Genomic DNA, 16,418 nt, shown 5'->3' with positions numbered 1-16,418 from the left:
ATCACTACAACTGGCATCGAGCTCATAGCGCCATCGGCGGCATTGCGCCGATGGCGAGACTTCCTGCGTCGAGAAACAACCTCTTGACGCTTCACAGCTAGGCGGCCCGTTTGCTGACGGCGCCGGGGGAACATTTCGCGAGCGCGACGCTGGTGACGCGCGACGTTGCGCCGACGGCGCTGGTGCGCATCTCGCGATTCGCGACGGGCGAGCCGTACTTCGGCAAGTCGGGCGGCAATCGCTTCGACGATCCGCGCAAGCGGCGGCGGTACGGCACCAGCTATTTCGGCTTCGATCTGCATTGCGCATTCGCCGAGACGGTGCTGCACGACGAAGTCGCCGATCTGGCGCTGGGCGGTTTCCCGCTCGTGACGACCGAACTCGATCGCTACGTCCTTTCGTTTGGCGGCGCGCCGCTGACCGTCGCCGTCCTGCACGGCTTGCCACTGAAGAATCTCGGCGGCGACGGCGCGTTGTCGACCATCGCACCGTACGACGTTCCGCAACAGTGGTCGCTTGCCGTCCACCGGCATCCCCGTCGCGTCGACGGGCTTTTATACATGTCGCGCCATCTCAACACGTCGGAAGCGCTCGTGCTGTTCGATCGTGCCGAACCGAAGCTCTCGCTCGGGCGCGCCGTTCCGTTCAGGCGTCACGCCGACGCGGCCCGCGTATTGCGGGACTTCAACGTGCTGCTGCGTTGACGCGCGTGGCGTGTGCGGCAACGCGCGTCACGCCTCTTACGCCGCCGCGCCGCTCCCCGCCACGCGCGCCTGCCGCTGGTACAGCACCATCGACAGCGCGACGCCCGCGGCCGCGGCCACCGCCGCGAACAGGAACACCTGCGGATAGCCGAACGCACCGGCCACATAGCCGGCGAGCGGGCCGGTGATGCCGAGCGACAGGTCGAGGAACACCGAATACGCGGACAGCGCCGCGCCGCGGCTCGCGGGCGGCACCAGCGCGACGGCCTCGACGCCGAGCGCCGGGAAGATCAGCGCGAAGCCGAAGCCCGTCAGCGCGGCGCCGACGAGCGCGACGTGCGGCACCGGCGCGAGCCACAGCAGCAAAAGGCCCGCGGATTCGAACGCGAACGACACGATCGCGACGCGGAAGCCGCCGTAGGTCTTGATCGTGTTCGCGAACAGCAGGCGCGCGCCGATGAACAGCGTGCCGAACACGGTCAGCGACAGCGCGGCGTTCGGCCAGTGGCGCGCCGCGTAGTACAGCGTGACGAACGTCGCGATCGAGCCGAAGCCGGCCGAACCGAGCGCGAGGCCGAGGCCGTGCGGCAGCACGCGCGTGAACACGCTCGCATACGACATCCGTTCGCCGTGCACGAGCGGCACCGGCGCGATCGGGCGGGCGAGGGTGAAGCCGAGCGCGGCGAGCGCGATCACGATCACGCCGATCAGCGCCGGATTCAGCGTATGCGCGATCGCGACGCCGACCGGCGCGCCGAGCGCGAGCGCGCCGTAGGTCGCGATGCCGTTCCACGAGATCACCTTCGCGTTGTGCGCGACGCCGACCCGGCCGATGCCCCACAGGATCGCGCCGGTGCCGCACAGGCTTTCGCCGACGCCGAGCACGAGCCGGCTCGCGACCAGCAGCACGAGGCTCGCGACCGGCCAGTGCGCGAGCAGCAGCGCGACGAGCAGCAGCACACCCGACACGCCGCAGCCGACCAGCCCGCGCAGCACCGTCTGCTTCGGCCCGAGCGTATCGGCGAGGCGCCCGGCGAGCGGCCGCGACGCGAGCGTCGCGAAATACTGGACGCTGATCGCGCCGCCCGCGACGATCGCGGAAAAGCCGAGGTCGTCGTGGACGAAGCCCGGCAGCACCGCGAGCGGCAGGCCGATGGTCAGGTAGCAGATGAACGTGAAGCAGACGACGGACACGATTTGCAGCGTGACCGCAAACCCGCTGCGCGGCGGTGTGGCGGAATCGGATGACATGGGGTCGGAACGAATGGCGGAACGAACGGAAAACGGCGGAAAAGGGAATCGGGATTTTCCCATGGAACCGGTTTTCCCGCAGGTACCGCTTAGTTAACTGCGCCCCGTTCGTAGAGAGGACCGCCGGTCACGGGGGCAGGGACGGACGGAGCGCCCCGTCCGGCAAGGGCGTCGGCCGGCCGGGCGCGCATATCGCGGCAGTTATATGAGCCGCATGCGTGATGGGCTATGGGTTGCGGAATTTGACGGTGATAGCGTGCAAACTGTCGGAAAAACGTCGGTCGAGCGCTCCGCGCAGGCCGCCTTGCCCCCATTTGAAGAAACACCGAGACATGAGTGAGCCGATCCGCTTCTACCATCGTCACGCGATCCGCGAAGTCAGCGGCGCGGACGTGACCCGCACCGTGCTGCAATACCTGCGCGAGGACGCGCATTGCACCGGCACCAAGGAAGGCTGCGCGGAAGGCGACTGCGGCGCGTGCACGGTCGTCGTCGGCGAGCTGACCGACGCCGGCGCGGTCGAGTTCAAGGCCGTCAACGCATGCATCCAGTTCCTGCCGACGCTCGACGGCAAGGCGCTGCTCACGGTCGAGGACCTGCGCCGGCCGGACGGTTCGCTGCACCCAGTGCAGCAGGCGATGGTCGATTGCCACGGTTCGCAGTGCGGCTTCTGCACGCCCGGCTTCGTGATGTCGATGTGGGCGCTGTACGAGAAGCACGGCCGCGAAGATTGCGGCAGTGCGTGCGCGAAGGCGAAGGACGTGCCGACGCGCACCGAAATCGCCGATGCGCTGACCGGCAACCTGTGCCGCTGCACCGGCTATCGCCCGATCGTCGATGCGGCGGTGCGGATGTTCGATGCGGCCGGCGAAGGTGCGACCGGCGAAGCCGCGCCGCAGCCGGCCGCGCCGGTCGACACGGCCGCGCTCGCCCGCACGCTCGCATCGCTGAAGCGCGACGACACGTTCGACTACACGACGGTCAACGGCGCGCGCTTTGCGGCGCCGCGCACGCTCGACGCGCTGGCCGCGCTGAAGGCCGAGCGTCCCGACGCGCGCATTCTCGCGGGCAGCACCGACATCGGCCTGTGGGTCACGAAGCAGATGCGCCGCCTCGACGACCTGATCTACGTCGGCCAGATCGCCGAACTGCAGCAGGTCGTGCACGGCGACGACTGGATCGAGATCGGCGCGGGCGTGACGGTCGAAAAGGGCTATGCGGCGCTGGCCGGCACGTATCCGGAACTGACCGAGATGTGGAAGCGCTTCGCGTCGCTGCCGATCCGCAACGCGGGCACGCTCGGCGGCAACGTCGCGAACGGCTCGCCGATCGGCGATTCGATGCCGGGCCTGATCGCGCTCGGCGCACGCGTCGTGCTGCGCGGCGGCGACACGGTGCGCGAGCTGCCGCTCGAGGCGCTGTACACCGGTTATCAGCAGAAGGACATGGCGCCGCACGAATTCGTCGTCGGCGTGAAGGTGCCGACCCGCACCGGCGCGCGGGCAAAGCTGCAGTTCCGCACGTACAAGCTGTCGAAGCGCTTCGATTCGGACATCTCGGCGGTGTGCGCGGCGTTCGCGTTCATCGCGGACGGCGACACGATCCGCGAGCCGCGCATCGCGTTCGGCGGGATGGCCGCGACGCCGAAGCGCGCGGCCAATACGGAAGCCGTGCTCGACGGCGCGCAGTGGCACGAAGCCACCGCGCAGGCCGCGATGCAGGCGCTCGAGCGCGACTACCAGCCGCTGTCCGACATGCGCGCAACCAGCACGTATCGCCTCGATACCGCGAAGAACCTGATGTTCCGATTCTGGCTGGAGACGCGCCCGCACGACCCGCTGCCGCCGCAGGCGCTGAACGTGCGCGAAGTGGCCGCCGAAGCAGGCGCTGAAGTTGCCGACGACGCGGCGCGCGTCTGACGACGGAGAACACCGAACATGAACCAGCAAGCAGAACCGTTCCTGAGCACCCTCGACCCGCAGGCCGACGCCGCGCAGGTGCACGTGTCGCGTGCGCACGAATCCGCCCACCTGCACGTGAGCGGGCGCGCCACCTACACCGACGACATCCCGCTCGTCGCGGGCACGCTGCACGCGGCGCTCGGGTTGTCGGCGAAGCCGCACGCGAAGATCGTGTCGATGAACTTCGACGCGGTGCGCGCGACGCCGGGCGTGGTCGCCGTGTTCACGGCCGACGACATCCCGGGCGTCAACGATTGCGGGCCGATCATCCACGACGATCCGGTGCTCGCGAACGGCATCGTGCAGTTCGTCGGCCAGCCGATGTTCATCGTCGTCGCGACGTCGCATGAAACCGCGCGGCTCGCCGCTCGGCGCGCGCAGGTCGACTACGAGGAGCTGCCCGCGATCCTGACCGCGCAGGAAGCGCGCAAGGCCGAAACCTACGTGATCCCGCCGCTGAAGCTCGCGCGCGGCGATGCGGCCGCGCGGCTCGCCGCCGCGCCGCACCGCGAGTCGGGCGAGATGCTGCTCGGCGGCCAGGAGCAGTTCTATCTGGAAGGGCAGATCGCGTATGCGGTGCCGAAGGACGACGACGGGATGCACGTGTACTGCTCGACGCAGCACCCGAGCGAGATGCAGCACCTGGTCGCGCACGTGCTCGGCGTCGCGTCGCACAACGTGCTGGTCGAATGCCGCCGGATGGGCGGCGGCTTCGGCGGCAAGGAATCGCAGTCGGGCCTGTTCGCGTGCTGCGCGGCGCTCGCCGCATGGAAGCTGCTGTGCCCGGTGAAGCTGCGTCCGGACCGCGACGACGACATGATGATCACCGGCAAGCGGCACGACTTCCATTATCGCTTCGACGTCGGCTACGACGACGACGGCCGCATCGACGGCGTCGCACTCGACATGACGTCGCGCTGCGGCTTCTCGGCCGACCTGTCGGGCCCAGTGATGACGCGCGCGGTGTGCCACTTCGACAACGCGTACTGGCTCGGCGACGTCGACATCGCCGGCTACTGCGGCAAGACCAACACGCAGTCGAACACAGCGTTCCGCGGCTTCGGCGGCCCGCAGGGCGCGTTCGCGATCGAATACATCCTCGACGACATCGCACGCTCGCTCGGCCGCGATCCGCTCGACGTCCGCTACGCGAACCTGTACGGCAAGACCGAACGCAACGTGACGCCGTACGGGCAGACGGTCGAGGACAACGTGCTGCACGAATTGCTCGGCGAACTCGAGACGACGAGCGACTACCGCGCGCGGCGCGCGGGCGTGCGCGCCTTCAACGCTCGCAACACGGTGCTGAAGAAAGGCATCGCGCTCACGCCGGTGAAATTCGGCATCGCGTTCAACGTCACGCACTTCAACCAGGCCGGCGCGCTGGTGCACATCTACACCGACGGCTCGGTGCTCGTGAACCACGGCGGCACGGAGATGGGGCAGGGGCTCAACACGAAGGTCGCGCAGGTCGTCGCGCACGAACTCGGCATCCGCTTCGGCCGGATCCGCGTGACGGCGACCGACACGAGCAAGGTCGCGAACACGTCCGCGACCGCCGCGTCGACGGGCTCGGACCTGAACGGCAAGGCCGCGCAGGATGCGGCGCGCCAGTTGCGCGAGCGGCTCGCGGCGTTCGCGGCGAAGCAGTTCGGCGACGGCAACGTCGATGCGGCCGACGTGAAGTTCGGCAACGACGTCGTGTGGATCGGCGGCCATGGCGTGCCGTTCGGCGAGGTGGTCGCGAAGGCGTATCTCGCGCGCGTGCAGCTGTGGTCCGACGGTTTCTACGCGACGCCGAAGCTGCACTGGGATCAATCGAAGCTGCAGGGCCGGCCGTTCTACTACTACTCGTACGGCGCGGCCGTGTCGGAAGTCGTGATCGACACGCTGACGGGCGAGATGCGCACGCTGCGCGTCGATGCGCTGCACGACGTGGGCGCGTCGCTGAACCCGGCGCTCGACATCGGCCAGGTCGAAGGCGCGTTCATCCAGGGGATGGGCTGGCTGACGACCGAGGAGCTGTGGTGGAACGCGGGCGGCAAGCTGATGACGCATGCGCCGTCCACGTACAAGATCCCGACGGTGAACGACACGCCGCCCGAGTTCAACGTGCGGCTGTTCCAGAACCGCAACGTCGAGGACAGCATCCACCGCTCGAAGGCCGTCGGCGAGCCGCCGCTGCTGCTGCCGTTCTCGGTGTTCTTCGCGGTGCGCGATGCGGTGGCCGCGGTTGGCGACTACCAGGTGAATCCGCCGCTCGACGCGCCGGCCACCGGCGAGTCGATCTTGCGCGCAATCGGCGCGGTGCGTGCGGCGAGCGCGAGCCGGGCAGGTTGAGATGAAACGCTCTTCGCGCTTGCTTCGTTCGTTGCTCGCTCGCGGCGGCACGGCCCGACGGAGGCCGGCATGAACGGCCCCGCGCGTTCGCCGCGTGCCGCGTCGCCCGCGTCCGCCGCCGGATGCGACGGCGCGTGCGGCAGCGCGCCGTCGCCGTTGCAGCCGTTCGCGCCGGGCACCGGCCAGCGCAACCGCGCGAGCGCAGCACCGCCGCCGATGCACATCGTGCTGTTCGGCGCGGGGCACGTCGGCCACGCGCTCGTCACGCTGCTCGGCGCGTTGCCGTGCGTCGTGCAGTGGGTCGATACGCGCGACGAGCTGTTCCCGGACGAATGTCCGCCGAACGTGCAGCCGGAGCCGACCGACACGCCGGAGGCCGTCGTCGACGCGGCGCCGCCCGGCGCGTACTTCCTCGTGATGACGCACAACCATGCGCTCGACTTCGCGCTCGCCGCGCAGATCATGCGGCGGCGCGACTACGCGTACTTCGGGATGATCGGCTCGCGCACCAAGCGCGTGAAGTTCGAGCGCCGGCTCGCCGCGCGCGGCGTCGATCCGGCGCGGCTCGTCGACATGGTGTGTCCGATCGGCGTCGCGGGCATCGTCGACAAGGCGCCGGGCGCGATCGCGGTGGCCGTCTGCGCGGAGCTGCTGCAGGCCCGCTCGGGCATGCCGGTGGCCGATGCGAAGGCGGCCGCGGCCGGGCGCGCACGCGACGACGTGTCCTGCGCGCGGTAAAACACGCGGTAAAACGGTCATGCCGCGCGGCCGGCGCACGGCCGCGCGTTTTTGCCTACACTGCACGACAACGCGCGGCAGCGGGCCGCGCTTCACGTCACCGTGTACGCCCCATGTCCGATCACTCCGTCTATCTCGACACGCTCGATGCGAGCCTCGCCGCCATCGAGCGCTGGCTGTCCGGCGTCGATACCGCGCCGGCGGCGCTCGATGCGCTGCTCGCCGCGTTTTCCGCCGACTTCACGATGATCCTGACCGACGGCCGCGTGGTCGACCATGACGGCATGCGCGCGCTGTTCTCGAAGCTGGCCGGCGCGAAGCCGGGGCTGCGCATCACGCTGTCGGAGATCCGCGTGCTCGCGGCCGATGCAGCGCATGCGGTGATCACCTATCTCGAAACGCAGCACGCGGCAGCAGGCGAACTGCCGGCGCGTCGCGCGACCGCCGTGTTCGCGCGCGACGCGGCGGGCGTCGTGCGCTGGACCCATCTGCAGGAAACCTTCTGCACGGCCTGAGCGGCCGCGTTGCCTGAACAGTCGCGCTGCCTGGTCATTCCGCGCCGCGCTTTGGCCGCGCGTCAGCGCTTGCTCGTGCGGGCGACCGTCAGTTCGTCGGACACGCTCTGCATCAGCGCGCACAGCCACGCGATGTCGGTCGGCCGATCGGGTTGCGGATGCGTGAGCAGGTAGCTCTTGATGCGCGGGAACGGCACGGGCGGCGTGACGACGACGAGCGGCAGCAGTTGCGCATAGTGCGTCGCGAAGCGGCGCGTCGTCGTGAAGATCAGGTCCGACTGCAGCAGCACCTGCGGCACGATCCCGAAATACGGCAGCGTCGTCACGATGCGCCGCGTGAGGCGTGCGCGTGCCAGGCCGATCTCGATCGCGTTGCGCTTGTCGCCGGTGTACGGCGTTGGCGCGACATGCGCGGCGGCCGCATACGCATCGCGCGTGAGCGGCTCGCGGGCGAGCGGATGCGCGTCGCGCATCAGGCACACGATCGTGTCGGAGAACAGGTCCTGGCGCGCGAACTGCGGGTCGGGCTTCGGCCAGTTGCCGATCACGAGATCGAGCACGCCCGATTCGAGCGCGCCCGCGTGGTCGAGCGCGGGATTCAGCGAATCGATTTCCAGATGCGCATGCGGTGCCGCGTCGCGAAAGCGCTCGATCAGCGTCGGCATGAAGAAATCGTTCAGGTAGTCGGGCGCGGCGACGCGGAACGTGCGCCGCGCGGACGACGGATCGAAGTCGCCGTGCGGCGTCGCGATGAAGTCGACCTCGCGCAGCGCGCGCGACGCGGCTTCGAGTAGCGACGCGCCGTATTCGGTCGGCACCATGCCGGATTTGCCGCGCACGAGGATCGGGTCGTTCAGCGTCTCGCGCAGCTTGCGCAGCGCGGTGCTGATCGCGGGCTGGGTCTGGTTCAGCCGCAGCGCGGCCTGCGTGACGCTGCGCTCGAGCAGCAGCGTGCGCAATACGCGCACGAGCCAGATGTCGAGCGAGGCGGTACGGTCGTCGTCGTCCATTGGTGGGGGGTGATTCGGGGGACGCGTAACCTTACCGCAGCCGAGCGTTGCCGTGCGTGATACCGGCCATCACGTACCCCATCACGCGCGGCCCTTCGGCAGCGTGCTGATCCGCTTGACCTCGCGCGATTCGAGCCAGTTCGGCGTGCGCGCGCAGTACAGCACCATCGGCAGCGCGTCCTCGCCCCAGAACAGCTGCTTGTTCATCCAGAAGGTGGGCACGCCGAACACGCCGAGCGCGATCGCATCGGCCGTGTTGCGGGCCAATTGCGCGGCGGTTTCCTCGAATTCGATCAGCTCGTCGCCGTGGCTCACGCCGACGCGTTCGCACAGCGCCGCGAAGCCGTCCGGCGTCGACGGATCGTTGCCTTCTCGCCAGATGAAGCGGAACATTTCCAGCACCGTCACGATATCGGCGCGCAGCGCGATCGCGAGGCGCAGCACCTTGTCGGAATCGAACGGGTGCGCGGGCGGCATCTTGAAGCGGATGCCGAGCTGTTCCGCGCGAAACAGCGCGTGACGGTACGTGAACACGCGCTTGGCCGGCACGTCGGCGCTCGGGCGCTGGCCCCAGTGGCGCTGCAGGTCGGGCAGCGATACGGCGACGGGGTTGAACGGCACGTCCGGCCATTTGTCGTGCTGTTCGAGCAGCAGATACGAGAACGGCGACACGAAGTCGAAGAACCAGGCGGGTTGGGCGGTATCGAGGCCGGTTGTCATGTCGTTCTCCAGAAGGTGGGGCGTGCGGCGCCTGGCGGCGGCCTCCATGTTACGCGGCAGCGCGCGCATGCAGCAATGATCGCGGATCGTTCGCTCACGCGGAACCGGGAGTCGCCCGGGGGCCATCGCCGGCCGGCGGCGGGCCGGTTTCCGCGCGCGCCGGCGAATTGCCGGCGCCGGGCGGGCCCGCCGGCGCATCCTGGTCGTGCGCGGTGAGCCGTTCGCGCACGAAGCCGATGTGCTCGCGCAGCACGTAGAACTGCCCGGCGTACGCGAGCGGCATCTTCATCCGGTTCACGGCTTCCTCGATGTCGTCGAGCTCGTCGAGCAGCTGCACGCGCTCCTCGGCCGTATGTTCGCCGAGCGCGCGGCGCTCGAGCGCGATCAGCGCGCCGTACCAGCGGTAGATGCGCGAGCGCACGCGCCAGCCGTACAGCGACGGCACGAGCCGCAGCCCGGGGATCAGCACGACGATCAGCGGCACGACCACGACCAGCAGCCGGTCGACGAGGCTCGCGACCCAGAACGGCAGCCGCCGGTACAGGAAGCTCTTGCCCGACTTGTAGTAGCGCGCGGCGTCGTCGGACAGCGGAAAGCCGCGCGTGACGGACGACGGGAATTCGCCCGCGTGCTGCAGGATCGTCGCGTGGCCGTGCACTTCGCGCGCGGCCTCGATCAGCAGGTCGGACAGCGCCGGGTGCAGCGAGTCGCGCGCGACGAGTTCGATCGTCGGCGCGACCGTGTGGATGTCGGCCGGCGGCAGGTTGCGGCCGAGATCGTAGACGCCCATCGGCAGCGTGATCGCGGTCAGGTACGGAAAGCGCCGCGCGTACGCCTCGGCCTGCGTGAACGAATACACGTGCACGCCGGGCGCGCGGAACAGCTTCGCCATCACCGGGATCTGCGTCGAGTCGCCGGACAGGAACGCGGCGTCGATCTTGCCGTCGAGCAGCGCGGTCGCGGCGTCCTCGCCGGCGGTCGGCAGCAGCTCGGTCGGGCCGCCCGGCACGATGCCGTTCATCTTCAGCAGCGCGAGGCTCAGTTCGCGCGCGCCGCTGCCTTCGGCGCCGAGCGCGAGCCGCTTGCCCTTGAAATCGGACAGGCGCGCGACGACCGGGCCGCGGTACATGATCGCGAGCGGCACGTAGCCGATGCTGCCGAGCGACACCAGATGCTCGTCGCGCTCCTTCGGGCCGATGCCGCTCTGCACGAAGCCGACGTCGACCGGCGCGTTCGGGTTCGACAGCCGCGCGAGGTTCTGCGCGGAACCTTCGGACGATTGAACGTCGAGCGTGACGCCGTTTTTCGCGAGGATCGTCTTGTATTTCTGCGCGGCGTTCCAGTACGTGCTGCCGGGCGGCCCGGCCGAAATCACGAGCGTGGACGGCGGCGCTGGCTGGATCAGCTTGACCGCGAGCCAGACGGCCGCGCCGGCGAGCAGCACGGTCGGGCCGATCGACAGCGCGAGGTCGCGCCACGACACGGCGACGAAGCGGGCGAGGATGCGGCGCGGCGGGCGGGGACGGGCAGGCTTCATGGGATCGGCGGATGACGCTGGCGTGACGCATCGGTGACGGTCGTCGCGGGACGATGCGGATTCTCGCGGCGATGGTACCCGGTTTCCCCGCGCCTGCGCGAGTCGGGGCGGTATTGCACCGCGGCACCGCGACGGCGGCGGGCATCCCGGCGTCAAAAGCTTTGCGCTTCGGCGGGCGCTGGATTACATTGTGCCACGCAGCCGCGCCCGATTCGCGCGCGACCCGGCACGTCATGAGACCGGGCGCGTCCGGCCGGCGGCTGCCCGGCCCGGCCGGCCCGCTTTCGCGTGCGCCGGCCGCCGGCCCGTGACGCCTCTCTCGTATCGCCGTGGAAAACACCGGCTGTCCCGCCCGTTCGCGCGCGGGCCGGCTGTTTTTGGGGGTATCCGGCCGTACTGTGCACGGCCGTTCCGGAGTGATAAGGAGATAGCATGAAGTCGATCGTGTTGAGAGCGTTGGGCGTCGCCGCCGTGGCGGCCTGTCTGTCGGGCAGCGTATATGCGCAGTCGAGCGACGCAGCGGCAACGGAAGCGCCGGCGGCCGCGACGAGCGCGCCGAAAGCCGCCGCGAAAACCGCGAAGAAGGCGAACCGCAAGCTCGGCTATGCGGTGCGCAAGGCCATTACGAAGGCGGGCGGCATCGACGTGGCCAACATCGTCGTGCGCTCGAAGGGCGGCGCGATCACGCTGGAGGGCACGGTGCCCGACCAGGCTCAGATCGACAAGGCGGAAGAGGCGGCGAAGGGCGTGAGCGGCGTGACGTCGGTCACGAACAAGCTGACGGTTCAGCAGCAGTAACGCCGGGCGGCGGCGCGCGAGCGCCGCGCGCGCCCGTTTCAGGCGGGTCCCGGCATGCCGGGGCCCGTTTGCGCTTCAGGGGGCCGACAGCCGCGCGCGGCGCGGCGACGGACCGATAACGATATCGAGGGGGCGGCGATGACGAAGTTCGGGTGGGGCAAGCGGGTGGTGTGGGGGGCGGCGCTGGCCGCGGTCGCGATGCTCGGCGCCTGCAACGGCGACGAGTCGGCCGAGCGCAACCGGTTGCCCGGCTTCGTGTTCGGCAGCGTGCGCACGACGGCCTACGACGGCGCGAGCGACGACCTGCTGACGGCCGGCCTCGGCAAGACGGGCCTCGCGGCGGCGACCGCGCCGGGCTTCGCGAACCCGGCGCGGCCGACGAGCGCCGAATTGCGCCGCCTCGCGATCTGGTCGAACTACCGCGCGCTCGTCGACATGAGCGCGAACGGCGGCTACGGCCGCTTCTGGGGGCCGAACGTCGACCTCGACGGCAACGACACGCTCGGCGAAGGCAAGATCCCCGGCACCGAATATCTCGCGTATGCCGACGACGGCAGCGGCGCCAAGAACGTGACGCTGCTCGTGCAGGTGCCTGCCAGCTTCAATCCCGCGCAGCCCTGCATCGTCACCGCGACGTCGTCCGGCTCGCGCGGCGTGTACGGCGCGATTTCCGCGGCCGGCGAATGGGCGCTCAAGCGCGGCTGCGCGGTCGCTTACAACGACAAGGGCGGCGGCAACGGCGCGCACGAGCTCGGCTCCGACACCGTCACGCTGATCGACGGCACGCTCGCCGACGCGGTGCTGGCCGGCACCGCGAGCCTGTTCACCGCGAACGTGACGAGCGGCGATCTCGCCGCGTTCAACAGCCGCTTCCCGAACCGCTATGCGTTCAAGCACGCGCATTCGCAACAGAATCCGGAACAGGACTGGGGGCGCGTGACGCTGCAGGCGGTCGAATTCGCATACTGGGCGCTCAACGAGCAGTTCGGCCCGCTGATCAACGGCACGCATCACGCCGTGCGCTATCGCGCGGGCGACATCACGACGATCGCCGCGTCGGTCAGCAACGGCGGCGGCGCGTCGCTCGCGGCGGCCGAGCAGGACAGCCGCGGCTGGATTACCGCGGTCGTGGTCGGCGAGCCGCAGATCAACGTGCGGATGGCGCCGAATGCGGTCGTCCGGACGGGCGGCCAGCCGGCGCCGTCGTTCGGCCGGCCGCTGGCCGATTACGCGACGCTCGCGAACCTGCTGGAACCGTGCGCGGCCGCGTCGGCGTCGCTCGCCGGCGCACCGTACCTGAGCGCGCTGCCGTCCGCGACCACGCAGTCGATCCGTACGCAGCGCTGCGCGACGCTCGCCGCGGCCGGGCTGGTGGCGGGCGCCGACACGCAGAGCCAGGCGGCCGACGCGCTCGCGCAGCTCCATGCGGCCGGCTATCTGGCCGATTCCGACCTGTTGCAGGCGTCGATGTGGGATTCGCAGGCGATTCCCGCGATCGCGGTCACCTATGCGAACGCGTACACGCGCTCGCGCGTCACCGACAACCTGTGCAACTTCAGCTTCGCGACGACGAACGCGGCGACGGGCGCGGTCGCGGCGCCCGCCGCGTCGCCGATGCCGGCCGTGTTCGGCGTCGGCAACGGCGTGCCGCCGACGGCCGGCATCAATCTCGTGTTCAACAACGGCGCGGGCGTCGACCACCGGCTCGCGACGCCCGATGCAAGCTTCGCGGGCGCGCTGTGCCTGCGCCAGCTGTGGACGAACGGGATGCTCGGGATGCCCGCGAACGTCGACGCGGTGCGCGTGAACGCGAACCTGCACGGCAAGCCGGCGATCATCGTGCAGGGCCGCAGCGACGCGCTCGTGCCCGTGAACCACGCGTCGCGCGCGTACGTCGCGCAGAACGGGATCAGCGAAGCCGGGCGCAGCCAGTTGGTGTTCTACGAAGTGACGAACGGCCAGCACTTCGACGCGTTCCTGTCGGTGCCGGGCTTCGACACGCGCTTCGTGCCGGTTCACTACTACAACGTGCAGGCGCTGAACCTGATGTGGAAGCGCCTGAAGAGCGGCGCGGCGCTGCCGCCGTCGCAGGTGATCCGCACGGTGCCGCGCGGCGGCACGCCGGGCGCCGCGCCCGCGCTGACGAGCGCGAACCTGCCGCCGATCTCGGCCGCGCCGGGCGCGAATGCGATTTCCGTCGGCGTCGGCACGATCGACGTGCCGCTCTGACGGCGCCCGTCACGCGCCTCCAGCAAGCCGGACAGCCGTCCGGCTCTTTTTATCGGCGTTTCTGGAATCGGTCCCGGACTGCCTTTTTATCCGAATGGCGAGCGCCGTAACAAATTCTTACTTTACGGCGATAAATCCGGAACCTATTATGCGCCGGTATTTTCACTTAATTTAATAAATCAGATTACGAGAATATTACTTTCCATTTGGTTAATCGATCCTTTCGATTTTATTCAATCGGCTCGAGTCGCGATTGATCGCGGTTTCGCGATTAATTGGTATCTCGCCGATGGGGATCGTTCGTCTATTCGAAGCGAAGACGCCTTGCGGGGCGGGCTTTGCGAGGCGTGATTTTGTCCGTCGCTTTCGTTGTGCGTGCGAATCCGCGGAATGAATCCGTATTGCGGTGAATCATCGAATTATCGTTGCCAATGGAGTTTGTGCCATTGTGCGGTTGCAAAAAGTAGGCGGGGTAAATCGTGCCGATCGGTATTCGCCGATCCGGTAAAAAACTCGGAGTGCGTCACATAACGAATGCATTCCCGGTGCGGAGCGCCGGCGCAAATGATCCTTTGCGACCGGCGGTATTTATCGTTCTGTTCGAGAGGCAATAATGACGACACGCAAGTCCTTGAAAGACGGTTTCGCGCTATTCGGAACGACCTTGAGCGTACCGCTCGCCGCCGCGGCGGCCGCGGCGCTGCTCGTCACGGGGTGCGGCGGCGACGACGGGCCGAGCCCGGCCGCGTCGGCCGCCACCGCGGCCGCGACGTCCAGCGGCGGCACGTCGGCCACCACCGACGCAACGGCGGCCACCGCGCCCGACCAGCCGTACGTCGACACCGACGTGTACGGCACCGGGCCGAACGATGCGGTCACGGATTCGACGGAAGGCGCGGCGGTCGTGCACCGCCAGGTCGCGATCGGCGGCAAGACGATCCAGTACACGGCCACCACCGGCCACCTGACGACGATCGATCCGGTCACGTCGGCGCCGAACGCGAAGATGTTCTACGTCGCGTACACGCAGGACAATCCCGACCCGTCGAAGCCGCGCCCGGTCACGTTCTTCTACAACGGCGGCCCGGGCTCGTCGTCGGTCTACCTGCTGCTCGGCTCGTACGGGCCGAAGCGCCTGCAGTCGTCGTTCCCGAACTTCACGCCGCCCGCGCCGTACAAGCTGCTCGACAATCCGGACAGCCTGCTCGACCGCACCGACCTCGTGTTCATCAACCCGGTCGGCACCGGCTACTCGACGGCGATCGCGCCGGCGAAGAACAAGGACTTCTGGGGCACCGACCAGGATGCGCGCTCGATCGACCGCTTCATCCAGCGCTACCTGACCAAGTACTCGCGCTGGAATTCGCCGAAGTTCCTGTACGGCGAGTCGTACGGCACCGCGCGCAGCGCGGTCGTGTCGTGGGTGCTGCACGAGGACGGCATCGACCTGAACGGGATCACGCTGCAGTCGTCGATCCTCGACTATGCGAACGCGCTGTCCGCGCCGGGCACGTTCCCGACGCTCGCGGCCGATGCGTTCTACTGGAAGAAGACGACGCTCAACCCGGCGCCGACCGATCTCGACGCGTACATGGTGCAGGCCCGCCACTACGCGGACAACACGCTCGCGCCGCTCGCGCAAAAGCCGAATCCGCAGGACGGCGGCTTCGTGAACGTGCGGCTGAACCTGAAGCTGCAGACCGCGCAGCAGATGGGCGCGTACATCGGCACGGACCCGACGTCGCTGATCCAGACCTTCGGCAACCCGGCCGCGCTCGGCAACGTGCCGTCGTCGGACGACAACCCGCCGTACACGTTCTTCCTGACGCTCGTGCCGGGGACGCAGATCGGCCAGTACGACGGTCGCGCGAACTTCACGGGCAAGGGCATCGCGCCGTACATCCTGCCGAACTCGGGCAGCAACGATCCGTCGATCACGAACGTCGGCGGCGCGTACACGGTGCTGTGGAACAGCTACATCAACACCGATCTCAAGTACACGTCGACGTCGTCGTTCGTGGACCTGAACGACCAGGTCTTCAACAACTGGGACTTCAGCCACACGGATCCGACCGGCGCGAACAAGGGCGGCGGCAATACGCTGTATACGGCCGGCGACCTGGCGTCGACGATGAGCGTGAATCCGGACCTGAAGGTGCTGTCGGCGAACGGCTATTTCGACGCCGTCACGCCGTTCCACCAGACGGAGTTGACGCTCGCGCAGATGCCGCTCGATCCGACGCTCAAGGCGCAGAACCTGACGATCAAGAACTACCCGTCGGGCCACATGATCTATCTGAACGACGCGTCGCGGACCGCGCTGAAGGGCGATCTCGCCAACTTCTACGACGGCATCCTCGCGAACCGGACTGCGCTGCAACGCGTGCTGAAGCTGCAGGCGCGCACGCAGCAGATGAAGCAGCAGAAACTACAGCAGCAGGGGCAGTAGTAAGCGTGGCGGGCGGCGGGCGCCGCCCGCCGCGGCGGAACGTGCACGCGCGCGTGCGTGCCGACGTGGCGGGTCGTGTGCGTTGATGGTGTGGCTGTCGTTCCACAAGATGCCCCCGAGAGTCGTGGACTCCGGGGGCATCTTTTTGTGTCGGAGGGGGTATCGC

The 16,418-nt window shown here is 68.8% G+C and carries 12 protein-coding genes and 1 pseudogene; 9 read left to right on the top strand and 4 right to left on the bottom strand.

Features of this window, described 5'->3' with window-relative positions:
- A pseudogene (locus tag HWX55_RS26020) lies at positions 1 to 101 on the top strand (IS481 family transposase); the annotation flags it as partial.
- A gap of 9 nt (positions 102 to 110) precedes the next feature.
- A complete protein-coding gene (locus HWX55_RS26015; RefSeq protein ID WP_175977794.1) occupies positions 111 to 704 on the top strand; it encodes an RES family NAD+ phosphorylase in 594 nt (197 codons plus the stop codon).
- Between the two features lie 36 nt (positions 705 to 740).
- Here HWX55_RS26015 and HWX55_RS26010 read toward each other — a convergent pair whose 3' ends face one another.
- On the bottom strand, positions 741 to 1,955 hold the full coding sequence (locus tag HWX55_RS26010; RefSeq protein WP_050011713.1) for an MFS transporter: 1,215 nt from the start codon (positions 1,953 to 1,955) through the stop codon (positions 741 to 743).
- A 332-nt stretch (positions 1,956 to 2,287) separates the two neighbouring features.
- On the opposite strand from HWX55_RS26010, the gene xdhA reads away from it, so the two are divergent.
- The 4 genes from xdhA (at position 2,288) to HWX55_RS25990 (ending at position 7,509) form a co-directional block, all read left to right on the top strand.
- Entirely contained in the window at positions 2,288 to 3,874 is a 1,587-nt protein-coding gene (gene xdhA, locus HWX55_RS26005; RefSeq protein WP_175977793.1) for a xanthine dehydrogenase small subunit, read from the top strand.
- Between the two features lie 18 nt (positions 3,875 to 3,892).
- A complete protein-coding gene (gene xdhB / locus HWX55_RS26000; RefSeq protein WP_175977792.1) occupies positions 3,893 to 6,256 on the top strand; it encodes a xanthine dehydrogenase molybdopterin binding subunit in 2,364 nt (787 codons plus the stop codon).
- 69 nt (positions 6,257 to 6,325) lie between these two features.
- A complete protein-coding gene (xdhC, locus tag HWX55_RS25995) occupies positions 6,326 to 6,994 on the top strand; it encodes a xanthine dehydrogenase accessory protein XdhC (protein ID WP_175977791.1) in 669 nt (222 codons plus the stop codon).
- Between the two features lie 113 nt (positions 6,995 to 7,107).
- Positions 7,108 to 7,509 (top strand): nuclear transport factor 2 family protein, encoded by a 402-nt coding sequence (locus tag HWX55_RS25990; protein ID WP_175977790.1) that lies wholly within the window; start codon positions 7,108 to 7,110, stop codon positions 7,507 to 7,509.
- Positions 7,510 to 7,571: 62 nt separating this feature from the next.
- Here HWX55_RS25990 and HWX55_RS25985 read toward each other — a convergent pair whose 3' ends face one another.
- The 3 genes from HWX55_RS25985 to HWX55_RS25975 form a co-directional block, all read right to left on the bottom strand.
- Positions 7,572 to 8,519, bottom strand: coding sequence for a LysR family transcriptional regulator (locus HWX55_RS25985; RefSeq protein ID WP_175977789.1), 948 nt, complete (start codon positions 8,517 to 8,519; stop codon positions 7,572 to 7,574).
- Positions 8,520 to 8,600: 81 nt separating this feature from the next.
- The gene (locus HWX55_RS25980; protein WP_124555690.1) at positions 8,601 to 9,239 is read right to left on the bottom strand and encodes a 2-hydroxychromene-2-carboxylate isomerase; all 639 of its coding nucleotides are present in this window, start codon (positions 9,237 to 9,239) and stop codon (positions 8,601 to 8,603) included.
- Positions 9,240 to 9,333: 94 nt separating this feature from the next.
- Positions 9,334 to 10,776 carry a TAXI family TRAP transporter solute-binding subunit gene (locus HWX55_RS25975; protein WP_124555691.1) on the bottom strand — a complete coding sequence of 481 codons (1,443 nt, stop codon included), beginning with the start codon at positions 10,774 to 10,776 and terminating at the stop codon, positions 9,334 to 9,336.
- 432 nt (positions 10,777 to 11,208) lie between these two features.
- Here HWX55_RS25975 and HWX55_RS25970 point away from each other — a divergent pair, with 432 nt between their 5' ends.
- The 3 genes from HWX55_RS25970 (at position 11,209) to HWX55_RS25960 (ending at position 16,252) form a co-directional block, all read left to right on the top strand.
- Positions 11,209 to 11,574 (top strand): BON domain-containing protein, encoded by a 366-nt coding sequence (locus HWX55_RS25970; protein WP_175977788.1) that lies wholly within the window; start codon positions 11,209 to 11,211, stop codon positions 11,572 to 11,574.
- Between the two features lie 138 nt (positions 11,575 to 11,712).
- On the top strand, positions 11,713 to 13,803 hold the full coding sequence (locus HWX55_RS25965) for a D-(-)-3-hydroxybutyrate oligomer hydrolase (protein ID WP_175977787.1): 2,091 nt from the start codon (positions 11,713 to 11,715) through the stop codon (positions 13,801 to 13,803).
- 613 nt (positions 13,804 to 14,416) lie between these two features.
- Positions 14,417 to 16,252, top strand: coding sequence for a peptidase S1 (locus HWX55_RS25960; RefSeq protein WP_175977786.1), 1,836 nt, complete (start codon positions 14,417 to 14,419; stop codon positions 16,250 to 16,252).
- The last annotated feature ends 166 nt before the right edge of the window (positions 16,253 to 16,418 follow it).

The sequence above is a fragment of the Burkholderia sp. BCC1047 genome (assembly GCF_902833155.1).
Taxonomy (GTDB): domain Bacteria; phylum Pseudomonadota; class Gammaproteobacteria; order Burkholderiales; family Burkholderiaceae; genus Burkholderia; species Burkholderia sola.
This window is presented reverse-complemented; position numbering and strand designations above follow the sequence as displayed.

What these genes read in the sequence shown, in the direction of transcription:
- HWX55_RS25985 (WP_175977789.1), bottom strand. Translation starts at nt 8,519, where the DNA reads ATGGACGACGACGACCGTACCGCCTCGCTCGACATCTGGCTCGTGCGC.
- xdhA (WP_175977793.1), top strand. Translation starts at nt 2,288, where the DNA reads ATGAGTGAGCCGATCCGCTTCTACCATCGTCACGCGATCCGCGAAGTC.
- HWX55_RS26010 (WP_050011713.1), bottom strand. Translation starts at nt 1,955, where the DNA reads ATGTCATCCGATTCCGCCACACCGCCGCGCAGCGGGTTTGCGGTCACG.
- HWX55_RS25965 (WP_175977787.1), top strand. Translation starts at nt 11,713, where the DNA reads ATGACGAAGTTCGGGTGGGGCAAGCGGGTGGTGTGGGGGGCGGCGCTG.
- xdhB (WP_175977792.1), top strand. Translation starts at nt 3,893, where the DNA reads ATGAACCAGCAAGCAGAACCGTTCCTGAGCACCCTCGACCCGCAGGCC.
- HWX55_RS25970 (WP_175977788.1), top strand. Translation starts at nt 11,209, where the DNA reads ATGAAGTCGATCGTGTTGAGAGCGTTGGGCGTCGCCGCCGTGGCGGCC.
- HWX55_RS25975 (WP_124555691.1), bottom strand. Translation starts at nt 10,776, where the DNA reads ATGAAGCCTGCCCGTCCCCGCCCGCCGCGCCGCATCCTCGCCCGCTTC.
- xdhC (WP_175977791.1), top strand. Translation starts at nt 6,326, where the DNA reads ATGAACGGCCCCGCGCGTTCGCCGCGTGCCGCGTCGCCCGCGTCCGCC.
- HWX55_RS25980 (WP_124555690.1), bottom strand. Translation starts at nt 9,239, where the DNA reads ATGACAACCGGCCTCGATACCGCCCAACCCGCCTGGTTCTTCGACTTC.
- HWX55_RS25960 (WP_175977786.1), top strand. Translation starts at nt 14,417, where the DNA reads ATGACGACACGCAAGTCCTTGAAAGACGGTTTCGCGCTATTCGGAACG.
- HWX55_RS25990 (WP_175977790.1), top strand. Translation starts at nt 7,108, where the DNA reads ATGTCCGATCACTCCGTCTATCTCGACACGCTCGATGCGAGCCTCGCC.